Source organism: Streptomyces himalayensis subsp. himalayensis (genome assembly GCF_013778455.1).
In the GTDB taxonomy this organism is placed as follows: domain Bacteria; phylum Actinomycetota; class Actinomycetes; order Streptomycetales; family Streptomycetaceae; genus Streptomyces; species Streptomyces himalayensis.
The window spans coordinates 1-24,887 of sequence record NZ_JACEHE010000006.1 but is presented as its reverse complement, the minus strand read 5'-3'; the positions used below and the strand labels follow the sequence as shown (position 1 = coordinate 24,887).

The following is a 24,887-nucleotide window of genomic DNA, read 5'->3' as shown; positions in this document are numbered from 1 at the left end:
CGGCCTGTCGGCGGCATGTCCCTCACCGGCTGAGAACGGTCATCCGCTGGAGGTTGTAGGCGAAGATCCCCAGTCCGGCCCAGATCTGGGCGCCGGCCAAGCGGCGCAGGCGGGTGCGACGGAAACCGAAACTGCGCTTGAGGTGACTGATACGGGCCTCGATACCGACCCTCCAGTTGCGCATGCACCGAAATCGGCGGCTCTGTTCGTACTCACGCCGCGCCTCTCCAGGCTTCCCAGCGCGCTGCAGGCCAATGCGCTGGACACCGAGTTCGGCCAGAGCCAGATCGTTGGCGGCGGTGCCGAACCCGCGGTCGGCGACGACCGTGCCCGGCGGGCGGCCGGTCAGTGACACGGCACGTTTCACCGAAGGAACCAGTTGCGGCGCATCGGCCGGGTTTCCGCGCTGGACCTGGTGGTCGACGATGAAGCCGCGTTCGTCCTCAGCCACGAGCGCGGTGTAGCCGAACTGGGTGGGGTGCTGGGGCTTGCCCTTGCGGATCGGCCGGGCGTCAGGGTCGGCCAACGAGACCAGCCGGTCGGGGATGGTTCGGATGCCCGCCAGTCGCAAGGCGGTCTGCTCCAGCAGTCGGCGGGTGCCCGCCGCGGTCTCGGCCAGCTCGCCCACCAGGTGCGCAAGTCGTCCCGAAGGCCGCTTGCCCAGCGCGCGCCGGGCATTGCGCTCCACCGCCGCCACGTCCCGCAGGGTCGCGCGGGCCACGGCGGCGACTTCACCGGTGAGCCGGTCGATCTCGCCCAGCGCCTGGCCGGTGCGCCGCCGCAGCGTGCGCGAGATCTCCTTCAAACGCCGCCCCGCGGACCGGCTGCGATCACGGAAGCGGGTACGCCTGGCTGCCCCCGACGCCTTGATCCGCCCGACCAGCTGGCCCAGCTTGCGTACCCCGTGTTCGAGCAGGTCGGCGTCCGTGGGGTGGTCGATGTCGGCTTCGATCACGGTCGTGTCGATGCGCAGCTTGCGGCACCGCACCAGCTTGTCTTCGACCAGCTTGCCCAGCAGGGCGGCGTTCATTTCTTCCACGGTCCGTGCTCCGCTGCGGCGCACCAGCTTGAGCAGCGTGGTCGGGTGCGGCACCGGGGAGGCCAGCGGGATGCGGCAGAACCGGCGCCAGCTCAACGAGTCTGCGACCTCACGGCACAAGGTCTCGTAACCCAGTTGGTAGCGGTGCTTGAGATACAGCAGGCGCAGTAACGTCTCCACCGGCACCGACGGCCGCCCCAGCCGCTCGGCGAACACCGCCCGCCAAGGGGCGATGAATCGCTCGTCGTCCAAGAACGCATCGACCCGGGCCAGCTCGGCGGGTAACTGCCGCGCCTGCTCCGGCAGCATCTCCCACCAGGCGTCCTGCACTCCTGCGACACGTAACATCGCCCCACCCCCGGCCGCAACGACCCGCCTCCACTGTCGCGCTCAAGGCCCAGCCCTCACCAGCTCTCCCCAGAGGACAACCCAAAGACAGCCCCGGACTTCTTCAGGGTCAAGTAGCTAGGGCCAAGGCTCAACCCGCTCGGGCCGCTGATGCCCGGGTCCGGGAAGTGCAACCTGAGTGCGAACTACCGTCGGAGGGAGAGGAAACAGCGGTGGTGGAGGGGCCCAGCGAACAGGGGGTGGAGGCGACCGACAGGCGCACTGGGCTGTCGGCGCCAGAGGTCGCCTCCCCGGCGGTCATGCTCTCCGCGCCTCCCGATCCTGAACCGAAACTGCATTTCGAGGATGAGGCCGCCATGCTGGAATTCCCGCAGAACACGGCGGACTGGGACAAGGCCGTAGGGATGCCGACGGCGTTCGCCGGAGTGGCCTGGCTCGCCGAATACGCTCTGTTGGCTGTGGGACACTTGCAACTCGCGGTGCTGCTAGGACGGCCTGCCGCTGACGCTGTGGTGGGCGCCGTTCGAGAACGGGGGACACTCGACCGGCAAGTGGTCACAGCCCTGGAAGTGTTGCGGCGCATCTTCGACACCCTCAAGGAGGCCGGGCTCCGCCCCGAGGACTTCTTCGAGCGGTCGGCCGAGGCATTGGTCGGGGTGACACCGCGGACGTACCTCGCCAAGAAACCGTTGGTCCACAGTGAGTCGCGCCTCGCGGTGCGTGACGCACTGAGGGAATTCGCCGCCGAGCTGCCGACGCGAGAGGGGGCCGCGGGCCCGTCCACCGGCGACCGGCCGCACGCAGACCACGACAAGGGGTGCCCGACGCCCGCGTCGGATGCTGAACGGTGCGTGGATGAAGACGGGGTGGGGCCCGAGCCGCGCCCGGTACGCGGTGACGTGCTGGCAATCGAGAAGACGCCCCTCGCTGAAGCCGAAACGCCGGATGTGCCCGCCAACCCTGATGGGACCAGACAACAGTCGGCTGGCGCGACGGTCGAGCAGCCGTTGGCCGTCGCCGGCGCGGGGCTCCGGCCGTCGCCAGTTGTCGCCGCCGCGGAGGTCGATCAGCGGCTCACGCAGGTTCAGGCGGAGGCCGACCGGAGGCTCGCAGCGCTCCGGGGGGCTGGCGAGGAGCAGCTTGCGAAGCTCCGGGCGGAAGCCGATCAGCACCTCGCTGAGGCCCTCGGCGAATACGAGGCGCAATTGTCCCGGTTGCGGCACGAGCATCAGCAGCGCCTCGCCGAGGAGCGGCAGGCCTCTGATGCCCAGGTCGCCGCGGCTCGTGCGGAAACCGAGCGCCAGCTCGACGCTCTGGAACAGGTGCTGCTGAGCCGCATGGACAAGGCGCTGCTCCGTCAAGAACAGCACTTGCGTAGACAGGCCGCAGAGAGAATCGCACGCCTTAAAGAAGAGCATCGCGAGGCACAACAGCTCACCCGCGAGAGGGCGGAACGCGCTGCAGCGACAGCCCTCGCCTCTGCCGAAGAGCGCGCCGCGTGGGCTCAGCAGCGGGCGAACGAAGCGGACCAGCGCCTTCGGCAGTATCGAGAGGAGGGCGAGACACGCATTGCGGCCCTCGAAGAGCGGTTGCGGCAGACCGAGGCCACGCTCGCCGAGCGTGACCATGCCGTCCGTGTCGTTCATCAGCAGGCGGCCGCTCAGATGGAGGCCGCCGAACAGCGGGCCGGCCAGCGCATCGCCCAGGTCGAACACGATGCCTGGGCCCGCATCAGCGAACTGCAGGCACAACTCGCCGCCGAGCGGGAAGCCGCCGTCGGCCGCACCCCGCTCCGGGACCGCTGGCGCCGGTCGTGAGGCGCACGCCGCCGGACACACCACGTACTTTGCGTACTTCTTGAGGAGCACCATGGATCCCAGGCAGGAACTCGTCACCTATTTGCACCGTCAGCTCGTGGGCCCAGCCGCAGGAGAAAAGGAGATTCTCGAAGCCCCACCCGACCGCCAGTACCTCATGGGCACGCTCTATCCCCAAGAGGCCGATCTGCAGCGACAATTGGTCCTCGCAGCGGAGGAGTTGGACGGAGCCGGCACGGAGGGAGCGGTAGAGGACGGGGCCCCCGCCGACGATCCCATCCCCGAGTCCAACTCCTGGCTGCCGTCCTCCCTCGGCGTCAGCTTCTACACCGACGCCAACACCATCGCCGTCGGCTGCGCGGGAGCCCGCTACGAAACCCGGGCCGCCACGGGCGAACGGGGTCGACGCTGGGAACGCATTCCCCTCCCCGACGAGACGCACACCCTCGGCCCGGACCGTGACCAGGTCTTCGTCCTCGACGGCCGAGCCGAAATCCGCATCCGCCGCCGTGTATTCGGCACCGGACAGCTGGTCACCGTCGCCTTGGTCAACACCGCCCGCCATGAACAGGCTCTCGGTAAGGCCGCCCAGTGGGACCGGATGCTCTTCCAGGTCGGCCTGGAGGCGCGTCCCGTGGACGGAGCGGTCCTCCAGTACCCCAGCGTGCGCCTGGCCAGCCGTGATCCGGAGGAACAGGAGCTGCGTCTCCAGTACCGGCACGTACGAACTCACGCGGTCGGCCACGGTTGCGCCGTCGAGGAACTGTACGACGAGGACGGCGAACGGGTTGTCGGACTGAAGGCCGCCGTCATGCCGGAAGCCGAGGTTTCCGGTACCCGGGCCGCGGGCTTCGGCGACACTTCCGTACTGAACGTGCTTCACCTGGCCAACCCTGATATCCCGATCGACCAGCTCCATGAGGAACTGGGGGAGTTCGCAGCCGACTACCGCGCCTGGTACGTGGGGCAGCTAAACACCGACATTCCGGAGTGGGGACGCGAAGCTGCCGACCGTATCCTCGCCCGTATCGGTACCGCCGTCACTCGTATCGAGTCCGGCGTCCGCACCCTCTGTGACCCGAACCGTCCCGAACTGCTGCACGCGTTCCGGACAGCGAACCGTGCCATGGCCCTGCAGATGCGCCACTCGGGCCGCGACCAGGCAGGCGAACGCCGTTCCCGCCGCGACCCTGTACTCCTGGACCCTCAGCCGAGCGCGAACGCCGTCTGGCGCCCCTTCCAGCTGGCGTTCTTTCTGCTGGCGCTGGACGGTGTGGCCGACCCCCGGCACCAGGACCGGGCGACCACGGACCTGATCTGGTTCCCGACAGGCGGCGGTAAGACGGAGGCGTATCTCCTGTTGGCCGCCTTCGCCATGGTGCTCCGCCGACGCGACCCCAACGGCGGCGGCACCGCGGTCCTGAGCCGCTACACCCTGAGCCTCCTCACCACTCAGCAGTTCCAGCGCGCGGCCACCACCGTGTGCGCCTTGGAGACCCTGCGCCGCGCTGACCCGGCCACGTACGGTGAGGAGCCCTTCTCGATCGGCCTGTGGGTGGGCGAGGCCACGTCTCCGAACACGTACGAAAAGGCCCGGGCGGCTTTCGACGATGTGCGCGGCGCGGCACGGCCGGAGGACGTCTTCATCCTCGACCGCTGCCCGTGGTGTGGCACGCGCATCGTGCCCACCCGCAAGTCCGCCGATATCGGAGACTACGGAGTACGCGCCACCGCGGACTCGTTTGCCTTCTACTGCCCGCGTGCGGAGTGCGCCTTCCACGACGAGCTGCCGGTCAGCGTCGTCGATGAGCAGCTCTACGACCGGCCGCCCACGTTCGTCCTCGGCACCGTGGACAAGTTCGCCCGACTGGCATGGGAGCCACGTGCGGGACGGCTGTTCGGCGCGGTGAGTGAAAACCAGCCGCCGTCCCTCGTCATCCAGGACGAGCTGCATCTGCTTACCGGGCCTCTCGGCAGCACCGTCGGACTGTACGAGTCCGCCGTTCTCGGGCTTTGCACCACGCGCGAGGGCGTCGGACCGAAGGTTGTGGCATCCACGGCGACCATCCGCCGCTCCAGTGAGCAGATCCGCGCCCTGTACGGCAGCGACGTACGGCTCTTCCCACCTGCCGGACTCGACGCCCGCCGGTCGTACTTCGCCGAACCCGACACGTCGCAACCGGGGCGCCGCTATCTCGGCGTCATGGCCCAGGGGCACACGGCGGGTCGCGCCGCCGTGGCCACCGCCGCCGCAATGCTCCAGGGTGCCTGGGAGCTGCCCGAAGAACACCGGGACGCGTACTGGACGCTCGTCGCCTATCATCACAGCCTGCGCGAACTCGGTCGCACCGTCACCGCTGCGGCCGACGACATCCCCGCGCAGCTCACCGGACTCGACTCCGGCGCGGGAGTCCGAGAATTGGCGGACCGCCAGGTGCAGGAGCTGACCAGCAACCTTCCGCGCACGGAGCAGCCCGCCCTGCTCGACCGGCTCGAAAAACCCTGGGACGACTCGCAGTCGGTGTCGTTCCTGGCCTGCACCAACATGCTGTCCGTCGGCGTCGATGTGAAGCGGCTCGCGCTGATGCTCATGCAGGGCCAGCCAAAGACCACCGCCGAATACATCCAGGCCACCAGCCGAGTCGGCCGGCACGCCGTACCCGGTCTTGTCGTCACCTTCTTCAACGCCACCCGACCTCGCGACCGCTCCCACTACGAGACCTTCGACGTGTACCACCGCTCGCTCTATCGACATGTCGAACCGACCAGCGTCACCCCCTGGTCCGTCCCTTCACGCCGTCGTGCCCTGCACGCCGCGCTCGTCATCCTCGTACGCCATCGCCTGGGCCTCGCCGCCGAGAATCAGGCCGGGCAAGTGCTAGACCGACTGCCCGAAGTGGAGGTCCTCATCGAGGGGCTGGCGACGCGGGCAGGAGCCGTCGAGCCGCTTGCCGCCGACGCCGTACGCAAGGAACTGGCGGCACTCCTCGCCGACTGGGAGGACGCCGCACGCGAGGCGCGGAAGGACGGCCGCGAGCTGTTCTACCGCAGCCAGGGCAAGGGCCAGTCGAACCTGATCAAGAGCTTCGAGCAGAACTACGGCCTGTGGGAGACACCGAACTCCATGCGCAACGTCGACCGGGAGTGCCAGGTGATGGTGAAGGGAGCCGATCTGTGAGCCGCACACTGCGGGTACGCCAAGCCCAGACCGTTCTGCCGTTCGGGGTCGGAGCCGTCTTCGACATTCAGGGCGAGTCGTTCGTCGCCACCGGCATTGGCGACTGGCCGCAGCGGGCCAAGCAGCAAGTCGAGTCGCCGCGGTTGGCCTCCAGGCTTGGGGTGACCGGCTTCTACGCCGCTCCCGCAACGGCCAACGACCGCTTCGACCGTCCCGATGCACCCGGTGCTCCGTACATCCGTTTCCCGTCCTGGCTCTTCTGCGGAGCCTGCCGCCGCATGAAGCGCTGGCGAATTGCCGACGAGAAACCGGGGCTGCCGCCACGCTGCCCGTCCTGCTCGCCCGCGCGGACGCTTGCGCCCATGCGGTTCGTGCAGATCTGTGCGGCTGGGCACCTGAGCGACATCGACTGGTGGTTCTGGGCGCATTCGCGGCGTGAGGCGGGCGAGCGACGGCAGTGCAGCGAACGTGAAAAACTGCGTTTCCTCGTCTCCGAGCGCGCATCCGGCCTCGAAGCGCTCTCCGTCGCCTGCACGTCCAAGGGGTGCGGGGCCTCCCGCGATCTCCTCGACATCCTCGGCACCCACGGGATGCGCTGCTCGGGACGGAATCCCTGGCAGCGGGCGAACGAGGCCGTCGAGTGTGCAAAACCCGTGCAAGTCGTGCAGCGTACGGCAGGCAACCTGTACTACCCGGTGGTGCACTCGGCGCTCGACATTCCCGAGACGGACGTGCCGATGCACGCCGACGAAGAGCTCGCGGGGCGGGTACGCGAACACGACCTGTGGGTGTCGCTGTGCCGGGTGGCCGGGACACCGCGTGCCGCGGTCTTCCGGACGATGATCCAGGAGGACACCGGCGCCGACGACGAACTCCTGGACAACCTCATAGCCGAGGAGACCGGCCAGACCTCGACGACCTCCCCCGACTTTCCGGCCGCCCCCACCCGCCCCGACCTCAGCCGTGAGGAATGGGCCGCATTCACGGCATCAGCCCTACCCGCCACCCGTGACTTCGCCCTGCGTGAGACCACTCTTGGACTCGCTCACGAAACCGCCGACCCCTGGGCGGGAATACAGCGCCGTATCGGAAGGATCATCCTCGCCGACCGGCTTCGCGAGGTGCGTGCTCTGTCCGGCTTCACCCGAGTCTCTCCGGATGCAACCGTCGTTCCTGCCGACACCGCGCGGCGCCTCAAGTGGCTGCCGGCAGTGGAGGTCTTCGGTGAAGGCATCTTCCTGACCCTCGACAAGAGAGAACTCACGGACTGGGAACGCGACACCAGGGTCCACCAGCGAGTTGCCGACATGCGCGTTTACCTCGACCGGTCCTTCCAGAGAGATCGACTCGAGGCATTGACCGGAGCAGAACTCTCGCCCCGCTTCGTACTCCTGCACACTCTCGCGCACCTCCTCATCCGCCAGCTCTCCTTCGAATCCGGCTACACGACGGCCAGCTTGCGAGAGCGCATCTACGCACGCGCCGAACAAGACCAGTACGGCATCCTCGTCTACACCGCCGCGGGAGACGCGGAAGGCACACTCGGCGGTCTCGTCCAGCAGGGCGAGCCTCCCCGTCTGGCCGAGACGTTGCTGCGTATGACCGAAGCCTCCGCCTGGTGTTCCTCCGACCCGCTCTGTGCCGAACACACAGGCCAAGGCTTCGGCAACCTCAACCGCGCGGCCTGCCACGCCTGCGCCCTCCTGCCCGAAACGAGCTGCGAGACCGGTAACACCCTTCTCGATCGCGCCCTCGTCATTGGCGGCGAGCACGTGCCCGGCTACTTCGAGCCCATCGTCACCGCCGCCCGAGCCGCCGCGGCCACAGCCCTGGAGCAAGCGACCCGATGACGCTCACCTACCTGGACCTCACACCCGAGCAGCGTGCCTCACTCGAAGATCTCCCCTTCGACGGCAACCACCTGATCAGTGGCCCGCCCGGTAGCGGCAAGAGTCTCCTGGCAGCCCAGCGGGCCGTCATGCTCGCTCTCACCGGAACGCCAGCCGTGCTTCTGACCCGCTCCAACCTGCTGCGCCAGTCCCTGGCGGCGGTCGTCCACGCGCTGGGCCCGGTCGACCGCAGTGTTCGCGTGGCCACCGCCCACTCGTGGCTCGCCGAGTGGTACGGCACCAAGGCCCCGCGCAGCGATGACGGCTGGTACGACTGGCACGCCTTCTTTGAGCGGGCTGCGGAAACCGAGCCCGTCGCCGGTCCCACGCTGGTCATCGACGAAGGTCAGGATCTGCCGCCCGAGTTCTACCGCCTCTGCAGACTGTTGCAGGCCCGCACGACGGTGTTCGCCGACGAATGCCAGCGCCTCACCGAGACCAATTCCACTCTTGCCGAAATCACCCAGCGCCTGGGCAACTGCACCCGCCGCGAGCTCAACGGAAACCATCGCAACACCCATCAGATCGCGGCCTTCGCAGCCCATTTCCACACCGGAGCGGGCACGCCCGCCCTTCCTGACCGGGATGGCTCACCCCCGCGGCTGCATCACCTGCCGCAACGGGGCGCCGCCGATCTGGTCATTCTGCTGGCTCAGCGGCACCCGGGACGGAGCATCGGTGTGATCGTGAACTCCACCCACGCCCAGTTCTCCCTGCTCGGCAGTTTGGAGCGCAGAGCACCGCGTCTCAAGCCGCAGATGTACACGGCCAAGGCCACACAAGGTCGTTACCGCAACCTGGACCTCAGTCGCCCCGGGGTCGTTCTCGTCCACCGCGCGAGTGCAAAGGGCCTCGGATTCGACACGGTCGTCGTCCCCGACACGCACACGGACGCAGCCGCCGATCCCACCTCGGCCGCGCTCCGCATGACGTACTACGTGCTAGCCACTCGCGCGCGGCAGGAACTTCACTTTGGGTACGAGGGGGAAAATGAGCCGCCGTTGATCGCGACGGTGCCTCGAGGAGTGCTGCAACGAGGATGACGCCCCGACCGGCTGGTCACCGCTCGCAGCGGTTGTACGGGTCTCCTTCGTCGGTGGGGAGCAATGTCGGACGGCACCGGGGCTCTCGTCGGCATCGGCACGTTCGCCCTGCTGTACGTGGTCATCCAGGGCCCGGCAGACGGCTGGACCGCGGCCCCGGTGGTCATCGCCTACGTCGTCGCCGCCGTCTTCATCGGCCTGTTCATCGTCGCCGAGCGGCGCGCCGCATCCCCGCTGCTGCGCCTCGCGTTCACCAACCGCGCCTTCGCGCTGCCCTTGTTCGTCGCGGTGGTCGGCATGTTCAGCTACCTCGGCACCGCCTACGCGACCAGCATCCAGCTGGGCCCGATCCAGGACCAGAGCCCGCTGCGCGACTCGTTCGCCTTCATCCTCCTCAACTGCTGGACGCTGCTGCTGTTGCCGGTGATCTCTTGGCTGCTGGAGAAGGTCAGGCCCCGTTGGTGCTGGGCGGAGGTCTGGCGCTGATGGCGCCGTCGGAGACTTCCTGGCTGCCGCCCTGCCGGTCGCTGACACCGCGCTCACCTCGCTCATCGTGCAGTGCGCGCTGGTCGGCATCGGCTTCGCGCTCACCGTCTCCTCGATCACTGCGACCGCCGTCAACACCGTGCCCATTCACTACGCAGGCATGGCGAGCGCGTCCACCAGCCTGCTGCGGGACTTCGCCTTCACCCTCGGCCCGGCTCATCGGCGCGATCGCCCTGAACCGCGCCGCCGACGAGTTCACCGCCAAGCTCGCCTCCTCCGATCTCAGCACTCAGCTCAAGGACGCGGCGGGCGAGGTAGCGCGGGAGGGCGGGCCGCTCGCCGTCAACTCCGTTCTGCCACCTCGTCCCTGGCGGCGCCTCGTCGATCGCCATGGAGACCCTCGGGAGCGGATGCTCCATCGGCTACATCGTCTGATGTCGCGGCCCTCGCCTGCTGCCTCCTCACCGTGGCCGCCCTGCGCTGGGGCTCGGGTGACAAGGCCGCCACTCTCCCGGTCGAGGAGACGGCGGCCTTCACTCCCTGACAGGCGTCGTCACCGGCGGCCTGTTCGTCAACTGAATGGCGGCGTACGGGCTGTCAGGCCTGAAATGGCGCGGCCGCACGGCATCGCATCTCATGCAACATACGTCGCCAGACGTCGCCGGACTCGCCCCATCGCGGTCGGCCTGAGCTCGCAGGAGGACGAAGCCGAGGCTGCCGACATGCGTACCCGCCGAAGCCGGACCCCGAGGCAGCCTCGGACGAGGACCGGCGGCCGAGAGCCCCGTACCTATGCCCGATGCGGACCGCCGGCCGAGAGCCCGGCACCTATGCCCGATGCGGACCGCCGACCGAAAGCCCCGCACCTATGCCCGATGCAGACCGGCAAGGCGTTCGGCCAGGAACTCGCGCTCAACGTCGTTCCCGGTCAACTCCAGCGCCTGGCGGTAGGCGAGCGAGGCCTCCTCCGAGCGGCCCAGCCGATGCAGGAGGTCCGCCTTGATCGCCGGTAGGTAGTGGTATCTCGCGAGCCGGCTGTCCTTCTCCAATTCCGCGACCTCTGCCAGTGCCTGCGCCGGACCGGCGACCATCGACACCGCCACCGTGCGGTTCAGCGCCACCACCGGTGACGGCCACAACGACAGCAACTCGTCGTACAGGGTCACGATCTGTGGCCAATCCGTCTGGTCGTAGGACGGGGCCTCGGCGTAGAGCGAGGCGATCGCCGCCTGCAGGACATAGCGGCCCGGTCGTCCGCCGCGCAGCCCGTCCACGATCAGGTCGTGCGCCTCGGCCATCGCCGAGCGGTCCCAGAGCGATCGATCCTGGTCCTCCAGTCGCAGCAGGTGACCGTCGGCGTCGACCCGGGTGGCGCGCCGGGCGTCGGTGACCAGCAGCAGGGCGAGCAGCCCCCGCACCTCCCGCTCGTCGGGCATCAGCTCCCGCAGCATCCGGGCCAGCCTCAGCGACTGGTCCACCAGGTCCGTACGCACCAGCGATGCGCCGGACGGCGCGGTGTGCCCGGCGGTGAACAGCAGATGGATCACGCCGAGCACCGCGCGCAGTCGATCCGGCAGCTCAGTCGCTCCCGGCAGCCGGAAGGGGATCCGCGCAGCGGAGATCTTCTTCTTCGCCCGGGTCATCCGGGCGGCCATCGTCGGCTCCGACACCAGCAGCGCCCGCGCGATATCGGCGGTCGTCATCCCGCACACCAGCCGCAGCGTGAGTGCCAGCTGCGCCTCCTGCGCCAGTGCCGGATGGCAGCACATGAAGATCAGTCGCAACCGCTCGTCGGGTACCACGTCCTCCGGCTCGACGGCGGCCGGTTCGACCGGTTCGTCGATGGCCACCTCGTCCTCCGTCTCCTCGGGCTCCACCAGCAACGGGAGTTTCGAGCGGAACGTCTGCTCGCGCCGCACCGCATCCATCGCGCGGCGCTTGGCCGCGGTGGTGAGCCACGCCTCAGGGTTGTTCGGGATACCGTCGCGGGCCCAGCTCGCCAGGGCCGTGGCATACGCCTCCTGCACGCACTCCTCGGCCAGGTCCAGGTCCCGCGCGACGCGCGCCGTCGCGGCGAGCACCAGGGCCCACCCGCGACGGTGCGCGTCAGCGACCGCCGTCTCGACGTCTGCCGGGGGCGTCATGCCGCGGCGGGCCGATCCGCGATGAAGCCGCCTTCGACGGGCCGCACCTCGACACCGCCGCCCTGCTGGGTGGCGGGATTGGCCCGAGCGATCTTCAAAGCGGCGTCCAGGTCGGGCGCCTCGATGATGGCGAAGCCGGCGATGACCTCCTTGGCATCGACGAACGGGCCGTCCGTCACCACATCGCCGCGGATCGAGGTCGCTGTGTCGGCGGCGGGCTGCAGCGCGAACGCCGCGACCAGGGCGCCGGACTCCACCATGTCCTCGAAGTGGCGGTCATGGGCCTCGCGTGCCCCGGGAATCACCTCGGCCTCGTCGACGTGGGTCTTCGCGTAGATGAGGATCGCGTACTGAGCCATGGTGGCTGTCCTTCCAGGCGGTTGTTGTTGCCTTACACCCCTACGTCGAACGGCCGGCCCGGATTCGACAGCCCCCCTCGACATTTCTTCGGCCGATACCCCCAACGTGACGATCTATATGGTCCCCGAGCCGCGGGGTCCGCCGGAACATCCTCAGGTGGCGGGGTAAATCCCTTGCTCCACCCGCCACTGCTGCCTCACGATCAACCACGTGATCGACACGTTCGCGGTTCTCGACCGTCCGCCCACCCCGGCCGAGCACCGCCGACTCGCCGAAGCGGTCGGTTGGACCACCGCATTCGACTGGGACACGACGCCCGCGTCCTTGGCCGGATCATTGGCCGGCGTGGTCGCCCTGGCCGGCAACCACGTCGTCGGCATGGGGCGCCTGGTCGGGGACGGCGTCAAGTACTTCTACGTCCAGGACCTCGCCGTGCTGCCCGCCTACCAGGGGGCCGGAATCGGGACGGCGCTGTTGCGTCGGCTGTTGGATCATGTGGCGAGCACTGCGCCGTCCACGGCGTTCGTCGGACTGTTCGCGACAGATGAAGCCGTCCCGCTCTACGAGCGGAGTGGCTTCACCCGTGGCGACATGACCGGCATGTTCCGCCTCGTCAGGCCGACCGTGGGGCCGACCGAGGGCTGACAGTCGTCAGTGATCGGCCGCATCGCTGGGCACTGAGGACGCACGCACTGGATCATCGATGCCGGCGCCTCCCACCTCCCACCCCCTCACCGCTCGGATGCCCCAACCACCTATTCGTGTCAGGGACATTGACTCGGCATTGGAAACGTTTTAATTTCCTCTCGCTCCGAGTCACGCGAAGAGGGGGACCGGTGGACGTCGCGTTGCACGAACGCAGAGATCAGCGAGCAGAGAAGCCTGCGCAGGATCCTGAGAAGCTTGCTCGACCGGCACGAAAACGTTTTAACGGCTGGGCGTTGGCCCTGCTCATGCTCCCGGGCCTCGCCTACTTCCTGCTCTTCCACTACGGCGCCCTCGTCGGCAACGTCATCGCCTTCAAGGACTACGTGCCCTTCGACGGGATGTGGGGCAGTCAGTGGACCGGCCTCGCGAACTTCCAACGGATGTTCGGCGACAGTGACTTCTGGGCCGCCGTCCTCAACACGCTCTGGATCGCGGTCCTTCAGATCGTCTTCTACTTCCCCGTGCCGCTCGCCCTCGCCGTGCTCCTGCACACCCTCACCTGGAGCACCGTCCGCCGGTTCGTGCAGTCCGTCGCGTATCTGCCGCACTTCATCTCGTGGGTGATCGTCGTCGCCCTCTTCCAGCAGGTTCTCGGCGACACAGGCCTGGTCAACGGCTATCTCGGCGACGCCGGCCTGCACACCGTCGACATCATCGGCAACCCCGACGCGTTCAAGCCGCTCGTCGTCGCCCAGGTGATCTGGAAGGACGCCGGCTGGGGCACGATCATCTTCCTCGCCGCGCTCTCCCAGGTGGACGAGCAGCAGTACGAGGCGGCCGCCATCGATGGCGCGGGGCCCTGGCGGCGCTTCTGGCACGTCACGTTGCCGGCCATCCGGCCCGTCGTCGTCCTGCTCCTGATCATGCGGCTCGGCGACATCCTCTCCGTCGGGTTCGAGCAGATGCTGCTGCAGCGCGACGCCGTCGGCCCGGAGGCGGCGGAGATCATCGACACCTTCGTGTACTACCAGGGCATTGTCGGTGGCGACTACGGATTCGCCGCGGCCGCGGGCCTGTTCAAGGGCGTCATCGGAGCGCTCCTCGTCTTCGCGGCCAACAAGGTCGCCCACCGCCTCGGCGAACAGGGGGTCTACAAGTGACGGCGACACGAGCGGCACTGGCAGCACGAGCGACGCGTGCGCCACGCCCCGCCTGGATGGAGAAGCCCCGGCCCCTCACCCAGGCGGCCAAGGCCCTGGCCCTCGTCACCGTCGTCCTTCTCGTCTGCGTGCCCTTCCTCGTCATCCTCTCCACCTCCCTCGCCTCCACCGACGAGGTCGTCGCCAACGGCGGCTGGGTGCTGTGGCCCCAGGACCCCACCCTCAAGGCGTACCGGGACATCCTCGACGGCGGCATCGTCACCCACGCCCTAGGCGTCAGCGCGGGCGTGACCGTCATCGGCACGCTGCTCAGCCTCGCCTGCACGATCGGACTCGCCTACGCCCTGTCGCGCCCCGGGACCTTCGGCCGCAAGCCCGTCCTGCTGCTCGTCCTCTTCACGTTCCTCTTCCCGCCCGGCATGATCCCCAGCTTTCTGCTGGTCAAGGGGCTCGGTCTGCTGGACACCTACGCCTCCCTCGTCCTGCCCGTACTGATCAACGTCTTCAATCTCGTGGTCCTGCGCGGCTTCTTCCAGTCGGTACCCGAGGAGTTGTACGAGGCGGCGCGGCTGGACGGGGCCGGTGAGTGGCGGGTGCTCGTCTCGATCGTGTTGCCACTGTCCAAGGCGGCGCTCGCCGTCGTCGGGCTGTTCTACGCGGTGGCGTACTGGAACTCCTGGTTCTACGCCTCGCTCTACCTGGAGAGCGACCACTGGCCGCTCCAGCAGGTGCTCCGCACCTATGTCGTGGCCGGGTCGGGGCTCACCGACATCACCACCGGCGAGGGCACGGTCACAGCGCCGCAGACCGTGCAGATGGCGGTCCTGGTGATCGCCACCGTGCCGATCCTGCTCGTCTACCCCTTCCTCCAGAAGTACTTCACCAAAGGCGTTCTCACCGGCGCCATCAAGAGCTAGTCACTACAGCTCAGCTCAGCTCAGCTCAGCTCAGCTCAGCTCAGTTCAGCGCAGTGCAGTCAGTCAGCACACCCGTCCAACCAAGCCAGTCCCCAACACCTGGGAGTCCCCGCATGTCCGGTTCCTCAATGTCGAGGCGCACCCTCCTGCGGTCCATCGCCGTCGGCGGCGCCGCCCTCGCCGCCCCCTCCGTCCTGACGGCCTGTTCCTCCTCCGACTCGGGCGGCGGCGGGGTCTCCAACGCCGGCAAGAAGCTGGCGCCCTGGCCCTCGTACGTGCCCTTCTCCGGGCCGAAGCCGGACCTCGCGCCCACCGAGCAGGGCGTGCAGGCCGGTTACACCGCCTACCCGTCCGACCTGGTGAAGTCGGTCGCCGACACCCCGGGCGACGGCTCCACCATCAAGGTGATGTCGGTGTCCTTCGGTACGCCGCCCAAGGCCGCCTCGTCGAACAAGTTCTGGCAGGCCGTGGAGAAGGCGCTCGGCGTGAAGATCGACTACACGGTCATCTCGCAGACCGACTACCAGAAGAAGATGGCCACGGTGATGACCGGTGAGGGGGGCGAACTGCCCGACATCATCAACATCTTCTCCGGTTTCACGCTGCCCCGCGAAGCCCAGTTCGTACAGCGCCGGGCCGAGGACCTCACCCCGTATCTCTCCGGTGACGCGGTCAAGGAATACCCGAACCTCGCGAACATCCCCACCCACGCCTGGCGCGACATGGGCCGGATCGGCGGCCGCATCTACGGCATCCCGCTGGAGCGCCCGCTGCCCGGTTCCACTCTCTGGCTCAACCAGGACTACTTCGAAGCCGCCGGGATGACGGTGGGCGATGGCTGGACGTCGGAGGAGTTCGCCGCTGTCGCGAAGAAGGGGACCAGCGGCAAGAAGTACGCGCTCGGGGCCGCCGTCGGGTCGCTCTTCGGCAACGCCGTGCACTCCGCGGCCCACGGTGCCCCGCAGGGCTGGGCCGTCGACAAGGACGGCACCTTCCTGCCGGGTGCCGCGGACGAGCGCTACAAGGAGGCCATCGCCTACCAGCTCCAGCTGCGCAAGGCCGGCTCCTACCACCCCGACGCCACCTCGATCTCGCAGCCCGACCTCTACGGCCTCTACCTCGGCGGAACCGTCGGCTCCATGCAGGACGGCTTCGGCGCCTACCTGCCCAAGTACCTCGACTCGGAAGGCAAGTTCACGCCCGCCGCCGCCCTCCCGTACAGCGTCGGCGGCACACCGGGCGGGAGCGTCGCGGCCCGCCGCTCCTTCGGCTACACCGTGCTGAAGAAGGCCAAGAAGGAACGCATCCAACTGCTGCTGCGCATCCTCGACTACCTCGCCGCGCCGTTCGGCTCGGAGGAGTGGGAGCTCGTGCACTACGGCGTCGAAGGCACCCACTTCACCCGCGGCAAGGACGGCTCGCCCGTACCCAACGACCTCGGCAAGGTGGAGAACAACACCAACCTGCCGCTGAAGTACCTCGCCGAAGGACCCCAGGTGCTGTTCGTACCGAACATGCCCGATGCCGTGCGCGCCCTGCACGCGTGGCAGCAGAAGGTGGTGCCCGTCGCCATCCGTAACGCCTCCTACGGGCTGCAGTCCGAGACCCAGACCGCGCAGGGGACCACCCTCAAGGCCATGCTCGACGACACGGTCACCGGCATCATCGCGGGCCGCACCCCGCTGTCCGAGTGGGACGCGGCGGTCAAGAAATGGCGCAGTCGGGGTGGCGACAGAATTGCCGAGGAACTGGCCAAGGACTACGCCGCCAACCACTGATCAGCGACCGGGAAACCACTGACGGGGGCGGCACGAAGGAGAGCGGACGGGGATGGGGAAGAACACGGGGGCCGAGGCCGCCGGTCAGGGACGGGCGGAGGCCGCCGGTCAGGGGCGGGCGGAGGCCGCCGGTCAGGGGCGGGCGGAGGCCGCCGGTCAGGGGCGGGCGGAGGCCGCAACGAAGGCCTCAGCTGCCGGTCAGGGACGCCGGGTGACCATCCGGGAGGTCGCCGACCGCGCGGGGGTGTCCATCGCGACCGTCTCGCGCGTCCTGAGCGGCAACTACGAGACCCCCGCGGCCACCAGGGCCCGTGTGCTGCGGGCGGCCCGCGAGCTCGACTACGTGGCCAACGCGCACGCACGGGCGCTGGTCGGGGCGGGACGCAAGATGGTCGCCGTGGTCGTACGGCAGGTGACCAGCCCGTTCTACGCGCAGGTCGCCGAGGGGGTCGAGGCCGAAGCCGCCACCCATGGGTGGCTCTGCCTCGTGGCCGCCACCGGAGGCGACGCACAGCGGGAGCTGGAGATCGTGCAGCTCATGCGGGAAGAAGGGGCCAGGCTGGTCGTCCTCGTCGGCGGCGTCGTCGAGGACGACGCGTACCGCGAGCGGGTGGCGCACTACGCGCAGGCGCTCGACGCGTCCGGTGCGCGCCTGGTGCTGTGCGGCCGCCCGGCCCCCGTGCCGGACATCCCCGCTCTCGTCGTGGAGTTCGACAACGAAGCGGGGGCCCACGCGATCACCTCGCACCTGCTGTCCGCCGGGCACCGCCGCATCGTGTTCGTCGGGGCGCTGCCCGGCAACACCGCGCTGGACGCCCGTGTCGCCGGCTACCGGGCGGCGCTCGCCGAACACGGGTTGCCGCCCGAGGCCGCCCACGTCGTCGACTGCGGTCTCGGCCGGTCGGCCGGGCTTCGGGCCATGACCGCCCTGTTGAAGGAGAGCGGCGGCGCCCCGGCCTTCACCGCCGTCTTCGCCGGGGACGACATGGTCGCCGCCGGTGTGCTGCGGGCCGCCGCCGACGCGGGACTGCGCGTTCCCGAGGACATCTCCGTCGTCGGCTACAACGACGTTCCGCTCGCCGAGGACTTCGACCCGCCCCTCACCACCGTCCGCACCCCCGCCGAGGAGCTGGGCCGCGCCGCCGTACGGCTGGCCCTGCGCGACCCCGAGCACGCCGCCGGCACCCACCACTTGCTCGGCACCCACATCGTCGTACGCGACAGCGTCCAGCCGCCCCCGCCAGGGCCCGCCTTGTCCGACGGAGGATCTCCCACCGCATGACCGCACCTCGTCTCCGTATGACCGCACGCACCGCAGCCCATCTGCCGAGCCCGCCCGCCGTCAGCAACCTCCCCGACCTTCCGCCCGAGGACCGCCTCCGCTCGCCCGTCACCGGCTGGACCCGCGCGCACTGGGAAGCGATCGCCGACCGGCTCCTGGACGCCCTCGTCCCGTACGCAACCCCCGGCTTCGCCCAGTACCGGCTGCCCGGACCGGCCAGCCACTCCGGTCCGCTCTCCGACGGCCTCGAGGGCTACGCCCGCTCCTTCATGCTGGCCGCCTTCCGGATCGCGGGCGCGGGCGGCGAGGCGGACGCGTCCCTCATCGAGCGGTACGCCGCCGGTCTCGCCGCAGGCACGGATCCGGGCGGCCCCGAGGCGTGGCCGCCCATCGAGGACCGGGCCCAGCCGATGGTCGAGGCCGCGTCCATCGCCATCGCCCTGCACGAGACCCGCCCCTGGCTCTGGGACCGGCTGGACGACGCGGTTCGTGCCCGCGTCGCCGAGTGGCTCGGCGGCTTCGTCGGCAAGCAGGCGAACGACTCCAACTGGCGCCTCTTCCAGGTCGTCACCGAGGAGTTCCTCGCCTCCGTCGGTGCCCCGCACTCCCGTGCCGAGATCGACGGCGGACTCGACCGGATCGAGGACTGGTACCGGGGTGGTGGCTGGTACAGCGACGGCGACGGCCGCAAGTTCGACTACTACAACGGCTGGGCGATGCACCTGTACCCGCTGCTGTGGGCACGCATCGCAGGCCCCCGCGCCGACCCCGCCCGCGTCGCCGCCTACCGCGCCCGCCTGCGCGAATTCCTCTCCACCTACCAGTACTTCTTCGGCTCCGACGGCGCACCCGTGCACCAAGGCCGTTCCCTCATCTACCGCTTCGCCACGGCCGCACCTCTGTGGGCGGGTGCCCTGGCCGACGCCACACCACTACCTCCAGGCCGCACCCGCCGCATCGCCTCCGGCGCGCTGCGCCACTTCGCCGAGCGCGGCGTCCCCGACGAACGCGGGCTGCTGACGCTCGGCTGGTACGGCGCGTTCGAGCCGGTCACGCAGCGGTACTCCGGACCCGCTTCGCCGTACTGGGCGAGCAAGGCGTTCCTCGGCCTGCTGCTGCCCGAAGACCATCCCGCGTGGACGGCCGTCGAGGAGCCGAGCCCGGTCGACACCACCGACGCATGCCTGGCCCTGCCCGAACCGGGCTGGCTGCTGCACTCCACGGCCGCCGACGGAATCGTACGGCTGCTCAACCACGGCAGCGACCGGCTCCGCCCGTTGCCGGCCAAGGCAGAGGACAACCCGCACTACGCGAAGTTCGGGTACGCGACGGCGGCCGCGCCGGACACGGGAGAGGCGGCCTGGGCGGCGGGCATCGACAACCACATCGCGCTTGTCGACGCGCAGGGAGTCCCCACACGGCGGGGCCGCATCCATCCACTGGGGACTGCCGGGCGGCGTGCCGCGTCCTGGCACGCCCCCGCCGAAGGCAGCCGTATCGAGACGACGAGTGTGGTGCACGGCCCCTGGGAGGTGCGCGTGCACCGTGTCGAAGGGGCGGCGGGTGCGGGCGTACGGGAGGGTGGATGGGCGTTGGCCGGCGCCGACGTCCCTGTCACCGACTCGGGTCCCGGCTGGGCCCTGGCCCGCCGCGCGGACGGTCTGACCAGCGCGATCGTCGGTCTGCACGGCTGGGACTCCGCGACCGGCGCGGTCGTCCACGCGACGGACGCGAACGCCTACGGCCGCCACTCGGCGACCCCGTATCTCGCCCTGCCCGCGCTCGGGGGCGGCAGCGGGCCGTTCGGGCCCATACCTGCGCGCACCAGTGGGCTGTTCGTCTCCCTGGTCGTGCTGACCCGCGATGACACCGACGGGCCGAGCACCGCGGACTCCCTACGAGCCGCAGTGACGGCACACGTCACGGATCACGGTGAGGGCAACGGCACTGTCGTCGTCGTGCGCTTCCGTGACGGGACGAAGGAGGAGGTGGTGGTCTGACCGGCTGCAGCCGCCGAGGCACATCGCCACGGTTCGGGGCGCCCTCGCCCCCCACAGCCACCTGATGTCGCGTGCAAAGGACCAGGTGAGCAGGGTCAGGGCCGCAAGGACCACCGCGAACTCCGGACCGGGCGGAAGGATTCCGGCGCCGGCCACGAGAAGGACGATGCCCTGCAACGCCGCTACCGCCTTCCGTGCCGTACTCGGAGGCAACTGCCCCCGCAGCCAAGGCAGCACCCACGCCGCCGCCACGAACGCGTACCGCATCGCGCCGATCAGCAGTACCCACGCACCCAGTGACATGGCGACGTACACACTCAGCACCAGGATGAGGAAGGCATCGACCTCCATGTCGAAGCGGGCGCCCAGTGGGGTCGCCGTGCCTGTGCGGCGGGCCACCTTGCCGTCCACCGCGTCCAGGATCAGGGCGACTGCCGTGAGCGTGACCAGGATGGTGAGCGGGGGCGGGCTCTCGAAGGAGTCCGCCACCAGGGCGGTTACGCCGCCGACGAGTGTCGCCCGGCCCAGAGTGACGCGGTTGGCAGGCCCGAACGACCGCGGGCGCGACCGGTGCAGGGCCCTGGTCAGCACTGCCCACGTGGCGGCCGCGAAGGCCAGGCCCGTCAGCCAGCCTGCCGGGCCCAGGCCGATCGCCGTGCCGAGCAGGGTCAGCAGGAGGACCTGCGCGCCGGCTCCGACCGCGGTCTCCTGCCGCATCAACCTCATGTCGTACGTGCTGTTCAGGGCCACCGTGCACCTTCCGGCTGTCTGGCGTGTACCGCTGTATGGCGTGTGACGCTGTCTGTCGTGTTGCGCTGACTGTCGTGTTGGCTGTCTGGCGTGTAGCGCTGTTCGGCGGGTGACGCCTTATGGCGGCGTCGAACAGGGCCACGTACCGTGTTCGCGGCCTCCGGTGATCAGTACGTGTGTCGCCTTCCGGTTGTTCAGCCCGATTTTTCATGCCTTCAGGAGCTCGCTGATGAAGCATGCCGCCCACGCCTTCTGGCTCAACTCTCCCGGTCACGGTGAGATACGAGAGGTCACCCTGCCCGAGCCCGCCTCCGACGAGGTCCTGGTGCGTTCCGTCTTCTCCGGGGTGAGCCGCGGGACGGAGACGCTCGTCTTCCGCGGTGGCGTACCGGAGAGTCAGTACGCCGCCATGCGGGCGCCGTTCCAGGACGGCGAGTTCCCCGGGCCCGTCAAGTACGGCTATCTCAGCGTCGGCGTCGTCGAGGACGGTCCGGTGCCGTTGCTCGGGCGTACCGTCTTCTGCCTCCATCCGCATCAGACCCGGTACGTCGTCCCGGCGAGCGCCGTGACACCTGTGCCCGACTCCGTTCCCGCCGCGCGCGCCGTGCTGGCCGGGACCGTCGAGACCGCTGTGAACGCTCTGTGGGACGCCGCGCCGCTGATCGGTGACCGGATCGCCGTGGTCGGCGCGGGGATGGTCGGATCCTCCGTCGCGGCCCTGCTCGCCCGCTACCCGGCCGTTCGCGTACAGCTCGTCGACGCCGATCCCGCGCGCGCACGCATCGCCGCCGCGCTCGGCGTCGACTTCGCGCTGCCCGAAAACGCCCTCGGCGACTGCGACCTCGTCGTGCATGCCAGCGCCACCGACGACGGACTCGCGCGCTCACTGGAACTCCTCGTTCCGGAGGGGACGGTCCTCGAGATGAGCTGGTACGGCGACCGGCGGGTCAGTGTGCCGTTGGGGGAGGCGTTCCACTCGCGCCGCCTCGTCGTGCGCAGCAGTCAGGTGGGGGCCGTGTCCCCGGCGCGGCGCTCCCGGCGGACCTTCGCCGATCGGCTCGCCCTCGCGCTCGAGTTGCTCGCCGATCCCGCCTTCGACGCGCTCGTCACCAGCGAATGCGCCTTCGAGGAGCTGCCGGACGCGATGCCCAGGATCGCCGCCGGCGAACTCCCCGGGTTGTGTCATCGCGTCGCCTACTCATCCGGTTGAACGAGATCAGCCGACCGCTCGTACTACACGGCAAGCCCCGGCCGAGGGCCCGACGCCGCACCTGGAGGGTCGCCGTTGTTCAGCATCACCGTCCGCGATCACCTCATGATCGCTCACAGTTTCCGTGGAGAGGTCTTCGGGCCCGCGCAGCGCCTGCACGGAGCTACGTATCTGGTGGACGCCACTTTCCGGCGCGCGGAGCTGGACGCCGACAACATCGTCGTCGACATCGGTCTCGCCACCCAGGAACTCAAGGAGGTGGTGGGGGAGTTCACCTACCGTAATCTCGACGACGAACCGGACTTCGCCGGGATCAACACCTCCACGGAATTCCTCGCCAAGGTGATCGCCGACCGCCTCGCCGCGCGCGTGCAGGCCGGGAAGCTGGGCGAGGGCGCCCGCGGCCTGGCCGGTATCACCGTCACCCTCCACGAGTCGCACATCGCGTGGGCGAGTTACGAGCGTGCCCTGTGAACGGCGCAGCCGATGCCGATGCCGATGTCGATGTCGATGTCGATGCGGATGTCGATGCGGATGTCGATGCCGATTCCGAGAGCATTTCGAGGACGGTCCCGAGGACCGTTCGGGGGATCACCCCGATGTCCCTGAGCTCGGTGCACTTCGTCATGCCCGGCGGCGTCGACGATCCCGCCGCACCGAGCGGCGGCAACACCTACGACCGCCGGGTCTCCCTCGACCTGCGCGCCTTCGGCTGGCACGTGCACAAGCATGCCGTGGCGGGCACCTGGCCGCGACCCGGAGGAGCCGCCCGCGCGGAACTGGCACGGCTGCTCAGCGGGTTGGCGGACGACAGCGTCGTCCTCCTCGACGGACTCGTCGCCTGCGCCGTGCCCGACGTCGTCGTTCCCGCGGCAGAGCGGCTGCGGCTGGCGGTGCTGGTGCACCTGCCGCTGGGCGACGAGACGGGACTCGCCCCGGGACCGGCCGCGGAACTGGACGCCCGTGAGCGAACGACACTGCGCGCCGTCTCGGCGGTCGTCGCGACCAGCGACTGGGCGGCCCGCAGGCTCGTGGACCACCACGGCCTCGCCCCCGCACGGGTCCATGTCGCCGCGCCCGGCGCCGACATCTCGCCGCTGGCGCCCGGGACCGACGGCGTCTCGCGCTTGCTCTGTGTCGCCTCGGTGACCCCGCGCAAGGGCCAGCACCTGCTCGTAGACGCTCTTGCGGCCGTCGCCGACGGGCCGTGGGAGTGCCTGTGCGTCGGTGGGCTCGGCCAGGATCCCCGTTATGTGGCCCGGCTACGGGAGCAGATCGGTGTGACAGGCCTGGACGACCGGCTGAGGCTCGCGGGCCCGCAGGCCGGTGCGGACCTGGACGCGAGCTACGCCGCCGCCGACCTCATGGTGCTCCCCTCGTACGCCGAGACCTACGGCATGGCCGTGACCGAGGCGCTCGCCCGTGGAATTCCCGTACTGGCGACGGATGTCGGGGGACTCCCCGAAGCGGTCGGACGCACGCCCGACGGTGACGTGCCCGGCATCCTCGTACCGCCGGGAGACCGGGTGGCACTCACGGCGGCTCTGCGCGGTTGGTTCCGCGACCCCGACCTGCGCCGCCGGCTGAGGTCGGCCGCAAGACGGCGGCGGGGCGCACTCGACGGATGGGCGACGACGGCGCGGAGTCTCGCCGGGGTACTGGGAGGGCTAGGCCCTGTCGTCAAATTCCCGCCTGCCCCGCGACGCCATGCACGCACTCTCGCCGCACCGGGCCCCGACCCAAGTTCGGGGCCCGGCACTCCCCCAGCCTCCGGCCGGGGGGACCCCCAGAGCACGCACCTGACGCCGCAGGGCCGCCCTCCGGGCGACGACGGGAATTTGACGACAGGGCCTAGGCCGGGAGCCCGGGAGGGCCACATGACGACGACGGACGCCCCTCGTTACGCCCCCGAGTGGCTGGCCCTGCGCGAGCGCGCGGACGCAGCCGCCCGCGCACCGCAACTCGTCGACCGGCTGCTGCGCCGGCCGGCGGACCTGCCGCGGCGCCGCGGCACGGGACTGGTGATCCGTGACCTCGGGTGCGGCAGCGGCTCCATGGGGCGCTGGCTCGCCCCCCGGCTCGCGTCCCGCGTCGCCGGCGCACAGCACTGGGTCCTGCACGACCGCGACCCGGAACTGCTCGCCCTGGCCTCCGCCCGCATGCCCCGCATGGTCGGCTTGCCACGCATGCCCCGCGTGCCCGGCATGCCCCGCACGGCCGACGCGGCCGACACGGCCGACGCGGCCGACACGGCCGACGCGGCCGCGCAGCCGGGCGTGGCGGGGCGCGCCGATACGGGTGACGGCAGCGCCATCACGGTCGCCACCGTTCGGGGAGACATCACGAGGGTGACCGCAGCCGACCTCGCGCTCACCTCGCTGGTCACGGCCTCCGCCCTGCTGGACCTGCTCACCCGCGAGGAGGTGGACCGGCTCGCCGCGGCCTGCACCGAAACCGGCTGCCCAGCGCTGCTGGCCCTGTCGGTGGTGGGGCGCGTCGAGATCACCCCGGCCGACCCGCTCGACGCCGCGATCGCCGACGCGTTCAACGCCCATCAGCGCCGCAGCGACCGCGGGCGCCGCCTGCTCGGGCCCGACGCCGTCACGGCGGCCTGCGAGGCCTTCGCCCGCAGGGGCGCGACCGTACTGGTTCACCCCAGCCCCTGGCGGCTGGGCCCCGACGACTCCGCACTCAGCGCGGAGTGGTTGCGGGGGTGGGTAGGCGCGGCGTGCGAACAGAGGCCGGAGCTCGCCCCGCGCGCCGATGCCTATCTGCGGGGGCGCCTGGCGGCGTGCGCGGCGGGGGAGTTGCGGGTGGTGGTGCACCACAGCGATGTGC

Annotated in this window: 19 protein-coding genes and 1 pseudogene; 15 read left to right on the top strand and 5 right to left on the bottom strand. The window is 69.9% G+C overall.

Annotated features, from left to right (window positions below; genetic code table 11):
* Nucleotides 1–22: 22 nt before the first annotated feature.
* Entirely contained in the window at nucleotides 23–1,387 is a 1,365-nt protein-coding gene (locus tag H1D24_RS11905) for an ISNCY family transposase (protein ID WP_181657434.1), read from the bottom strand.
* A 212-nt stretch (nucleotides 1,388–1,599) separates the two neighbouring features.
* Between H1D24_RS11905 and H1D24_RS11900 the strand changes: the two genes are divergently transcribed.
* From H1D24_RS11900 to H1D24_RS11880, 5 genes are all read left to right on the top strand, one after another.
* On the top strand, nucleotides 1,600–3,204 hold the full coding sequence (locus tag H1D24_RS11900; protein ID WP_181657433.1) for a coiled-coil domain-containing protein: 1,605 nt from the start codon (nucleotides 1,600–1,602) through the stop codon (nucleotides 3,202–3,204).
* A gap of 52 nt (nucleotides 3,205–3,256) precedes the next feature.
* On the top strand, nucleotides 3,257–6,382 hold the full coding sequence (locus H1D24_RS11895) for a helicase-related protein (protein ID WP_181657432.1): 3,126 nt from the start codon (nucleotides 3,257–3,259) through the stop codon (nucleotides 6,380–6,382).
* Complete coding sequence (gene drmB, locus H1D24_RS11890; RefSeq protein ID WP_181657431.1) at nucleotides 6,379–8,232, top strand: MrfA Zn-binding domain-containing protein; 1,854 nt, start codon at nucleotides 6,379–6,381, stop codon at nucleotides 8,230–8,232. The genes H1D24_RS11895 and drmB overlap by 4 nt, the downstream gene beginning before the upstream one ends.
* A gap of 128 nt (nucleotides 8,233–8,360) precedes the next feature.
* On the top strand, nucleotides 8,361–9,314 hold the full coding sequence (locus H1D24_RS11885; protein WP_258564012.1) for a DEAD/DEAH box helicase: 954 nt from the start codon (nucleotides 8,361–8,363) through the stop codon (nucleotides 9,312–9,314).
* A gap of 63 nt (nucleotides 9,315–9,377) precedes the next feature.
* Nucleotides 9,378–9,800, top strand: a complete 423-nt coding sequence (locus H1D24_RS11880) for a hypothetical protein (RefSeq protein WP_181657429.1) — start codon at nucleotides 9,378–9,380, stop codon at nucleotides 9,798–9,800.
* Nucleotides 9,801–10,000: 200 nt separating this feature from the next.
* Here H1D24_RS11880 and H1D24_RS11875 read toward each other — a convergent pair whose 3' ends face one another.
* The 3 genes from H1D24_RS11875 to H1D24_RS11865 form a co-directional block, all read right to left on the bottom strand.
* Complete coding sequence (locus H1D24_RS11875; protein ID WP_181657428.1) at nucleotides 10,001–10,219, bottom strand: hypothetical protein; 219 nt, start codon at nucleotides 10,217–10,219, stop codon at nucleotides 10,001–10,003.
* Between the two features lie 447 nt (nucleotides 10,220–10,666).
* The gene (locus H1D24_RS11870) at nucleotides 10,667–11,944 is read right to left on the bottom strand and encodes an RNA polymerase sigma factor (protein ID WP_181657427.1); all 1,278 of its coding nucleotides are present in this window, start codon (nucleotides 11,942–11,944) and stop codon (nucleotides 10,667–10,669) included.
* Nucleotides 11,941–12,303 (bottom strand): YciI family protein, encoded by a 363-nt coding sequence (locus tag H1D24_RS11865; RefSeq protein ID WP_181657426.1) that lies wholly within the window; start codon nucleotides 12,301–12,303, stop codon nucleotides 11,941–11,943. Before H1D24_RS11865 ends, H1D24_RS11870 begins: the two co-directional genes overlap by 4 nt.
* Before the next feature lie 211 nt (nucleotides 12,304–12,514).
* Between H1D24_RS11865 and H1D24_RS11860 the strand changes: the two genes are divergently transcribed.
* From H1D24_RS11860 to H1D24_RS11835, 6 genes are all read left to right on the top strand, one after another.
* Nucleotides 12,515–12,949, top strand: coding sequence for a GNAT family N-acetyltransferase (locus H1D24_RS11860; RefSeq protein ID WP_181657425.1), 435 nt, complete (start codon nucleotides 12,515–12,517; stop codon nucleotides 12,947–12,949).
* 296 nt (nucleotides 12,950–13,245) lie between these two features.
* On the top strand, nucleotides 13,246–14,112 hold the full coding sequence (locus tag H1D24_RS11855) for an ABC transporter permease (RefSeq protein ID WP_258564011.1): 867 nt from the start codon (nucleotides 13,246–13,248) through the stop codon (nucleotides 14,110–14,112).
* A 56-nt stretch (nucleotides 14,113–14,168) separates the two neighbouring features.
* Nucleotides 14,169–15,029 carry a carbohydrate ABC transporter permease gene (locus tag H1D24_RS11850; RefSeq protein WP_181657424.1) on the top strand — a complete coding sequence of 287 codons (861 nt, stop codon included), beginning with the start codon at nucleotides 14,169–14,171 and terminating at the stop codon, nucleotides 15,027–15,029.
* A gap of 113 nt (nucleotides 15,030–15,142) precedes the next feature.
* Nucleotides 15,143–16,807 (top strand): type 2 periplasmic-binding domain-containing protein, encoded by a 1,665-nt coding sequence (locus tag H1D24_RS11845; RefSeq protein ID WP_181657423.1) that lies wholly within the window; start codon nucleotides 15,143–15,145, stop codon nucleotides 16,805–16,807.
* A gap of 52 nt (nucleotides 16,808–16,859) precedes the next feature.
* Nucleotides 16,860–18,089, top strand: coding sequence for a LacI family DNA-binding transcriptional regulator (locus H1D24_RS11840; RefSeq protein WP_181657422.1), 1,230 nt, complete (start codon nucleotides 16,860–16,862; stop codon nucleotides 18,087–18,089).
* A 17-nt stretch (nucleotides 18,090–18,106) separates the two neighbouring features.
* On the top strand, nucleotides 18,107–20,089 hold the full coding sequence (locus tag H1D24_RS11835) for a DUF2264 domain-containing protein (RefSeq protein ID WP_181657681.1): 1,983 nt from the start codon (nucleotides 18,107–18,109) through the stop codon (nucleotides 20,087–20,089).
* Here H1D24_RS11835 and H1D24_RS11830 read toward each other — a convergent pair.
* Complete coding sequence (locus H1D24_RS11830; RefSeq protein ID WP_181657421.1) at nucleotides 19,985–20,839, bottom strand: CDP-alcohol phosphatidyltransferase family protein; 855 nt, start codon at nucleotides 20,837–20,839, stop codon at nucleotides 19,985–19,987. The genes H1D24_RS11835 and H1D24_RS11830 overlap by 105 nt on opposite strands.
* A 229-nt stretch (nucleotides 20,840–21,068) precedes the next feature.
* Here H1D24_RS11830 and H1D24_RS11825 point away from each other — a divergent pair, with 229 nt between their 5' ends.
* From H1D24_RS11825 to H1D24_RS41715, 4 genes and pseudogenes are all read left to right on the top strand, one after another.
* Nucleotides 21,069–22,049, top strand: a complete 981-nt coding sequence (locus tag H1D24_RS11825) for a zinc-dependent alcohol dehydrogenase (RefSeq protein WP_181657420.1) — start codon at nucleotides 21,069–21,071, stop codon at nucleotides 22,047–22,049.
* 75 nt (nucleotides 22,050–22,124) lie between these two features.
* Nucleotides 22,125–22,523, top strand: a complete 399-nt coding sequence (locus tag H1D24_RS11820) for a 6-pyruvoyl trahydropterin synthase family protein (RefSeq protein ID WP_181657419.1) — start codon at nucleotides 22,125–22,127, stop codon at nucleotides 22,521–22,523.
* A 125-nt stretch (nucleotides 22,524–22,648) separates the two neighbouring features.
* Nucleotides 22,649–23,761: pseudogene (locus H1D24_RS11815) on the top strand (glycosyltransferase family 4 protein); the annotation flags it as partial.
* A gap of 165 nt (nucleotides 23,762–23,926) precedes the next feature.
* A partial coding sequence (locus H1D24_RS41715) for a class I SAM-dependent methyltransferase (RefSeq protein ID WP_220136664.1) occupies nucleotides 23,927–24,887 on the top strand: 961 nt, incomplete at its 3' end.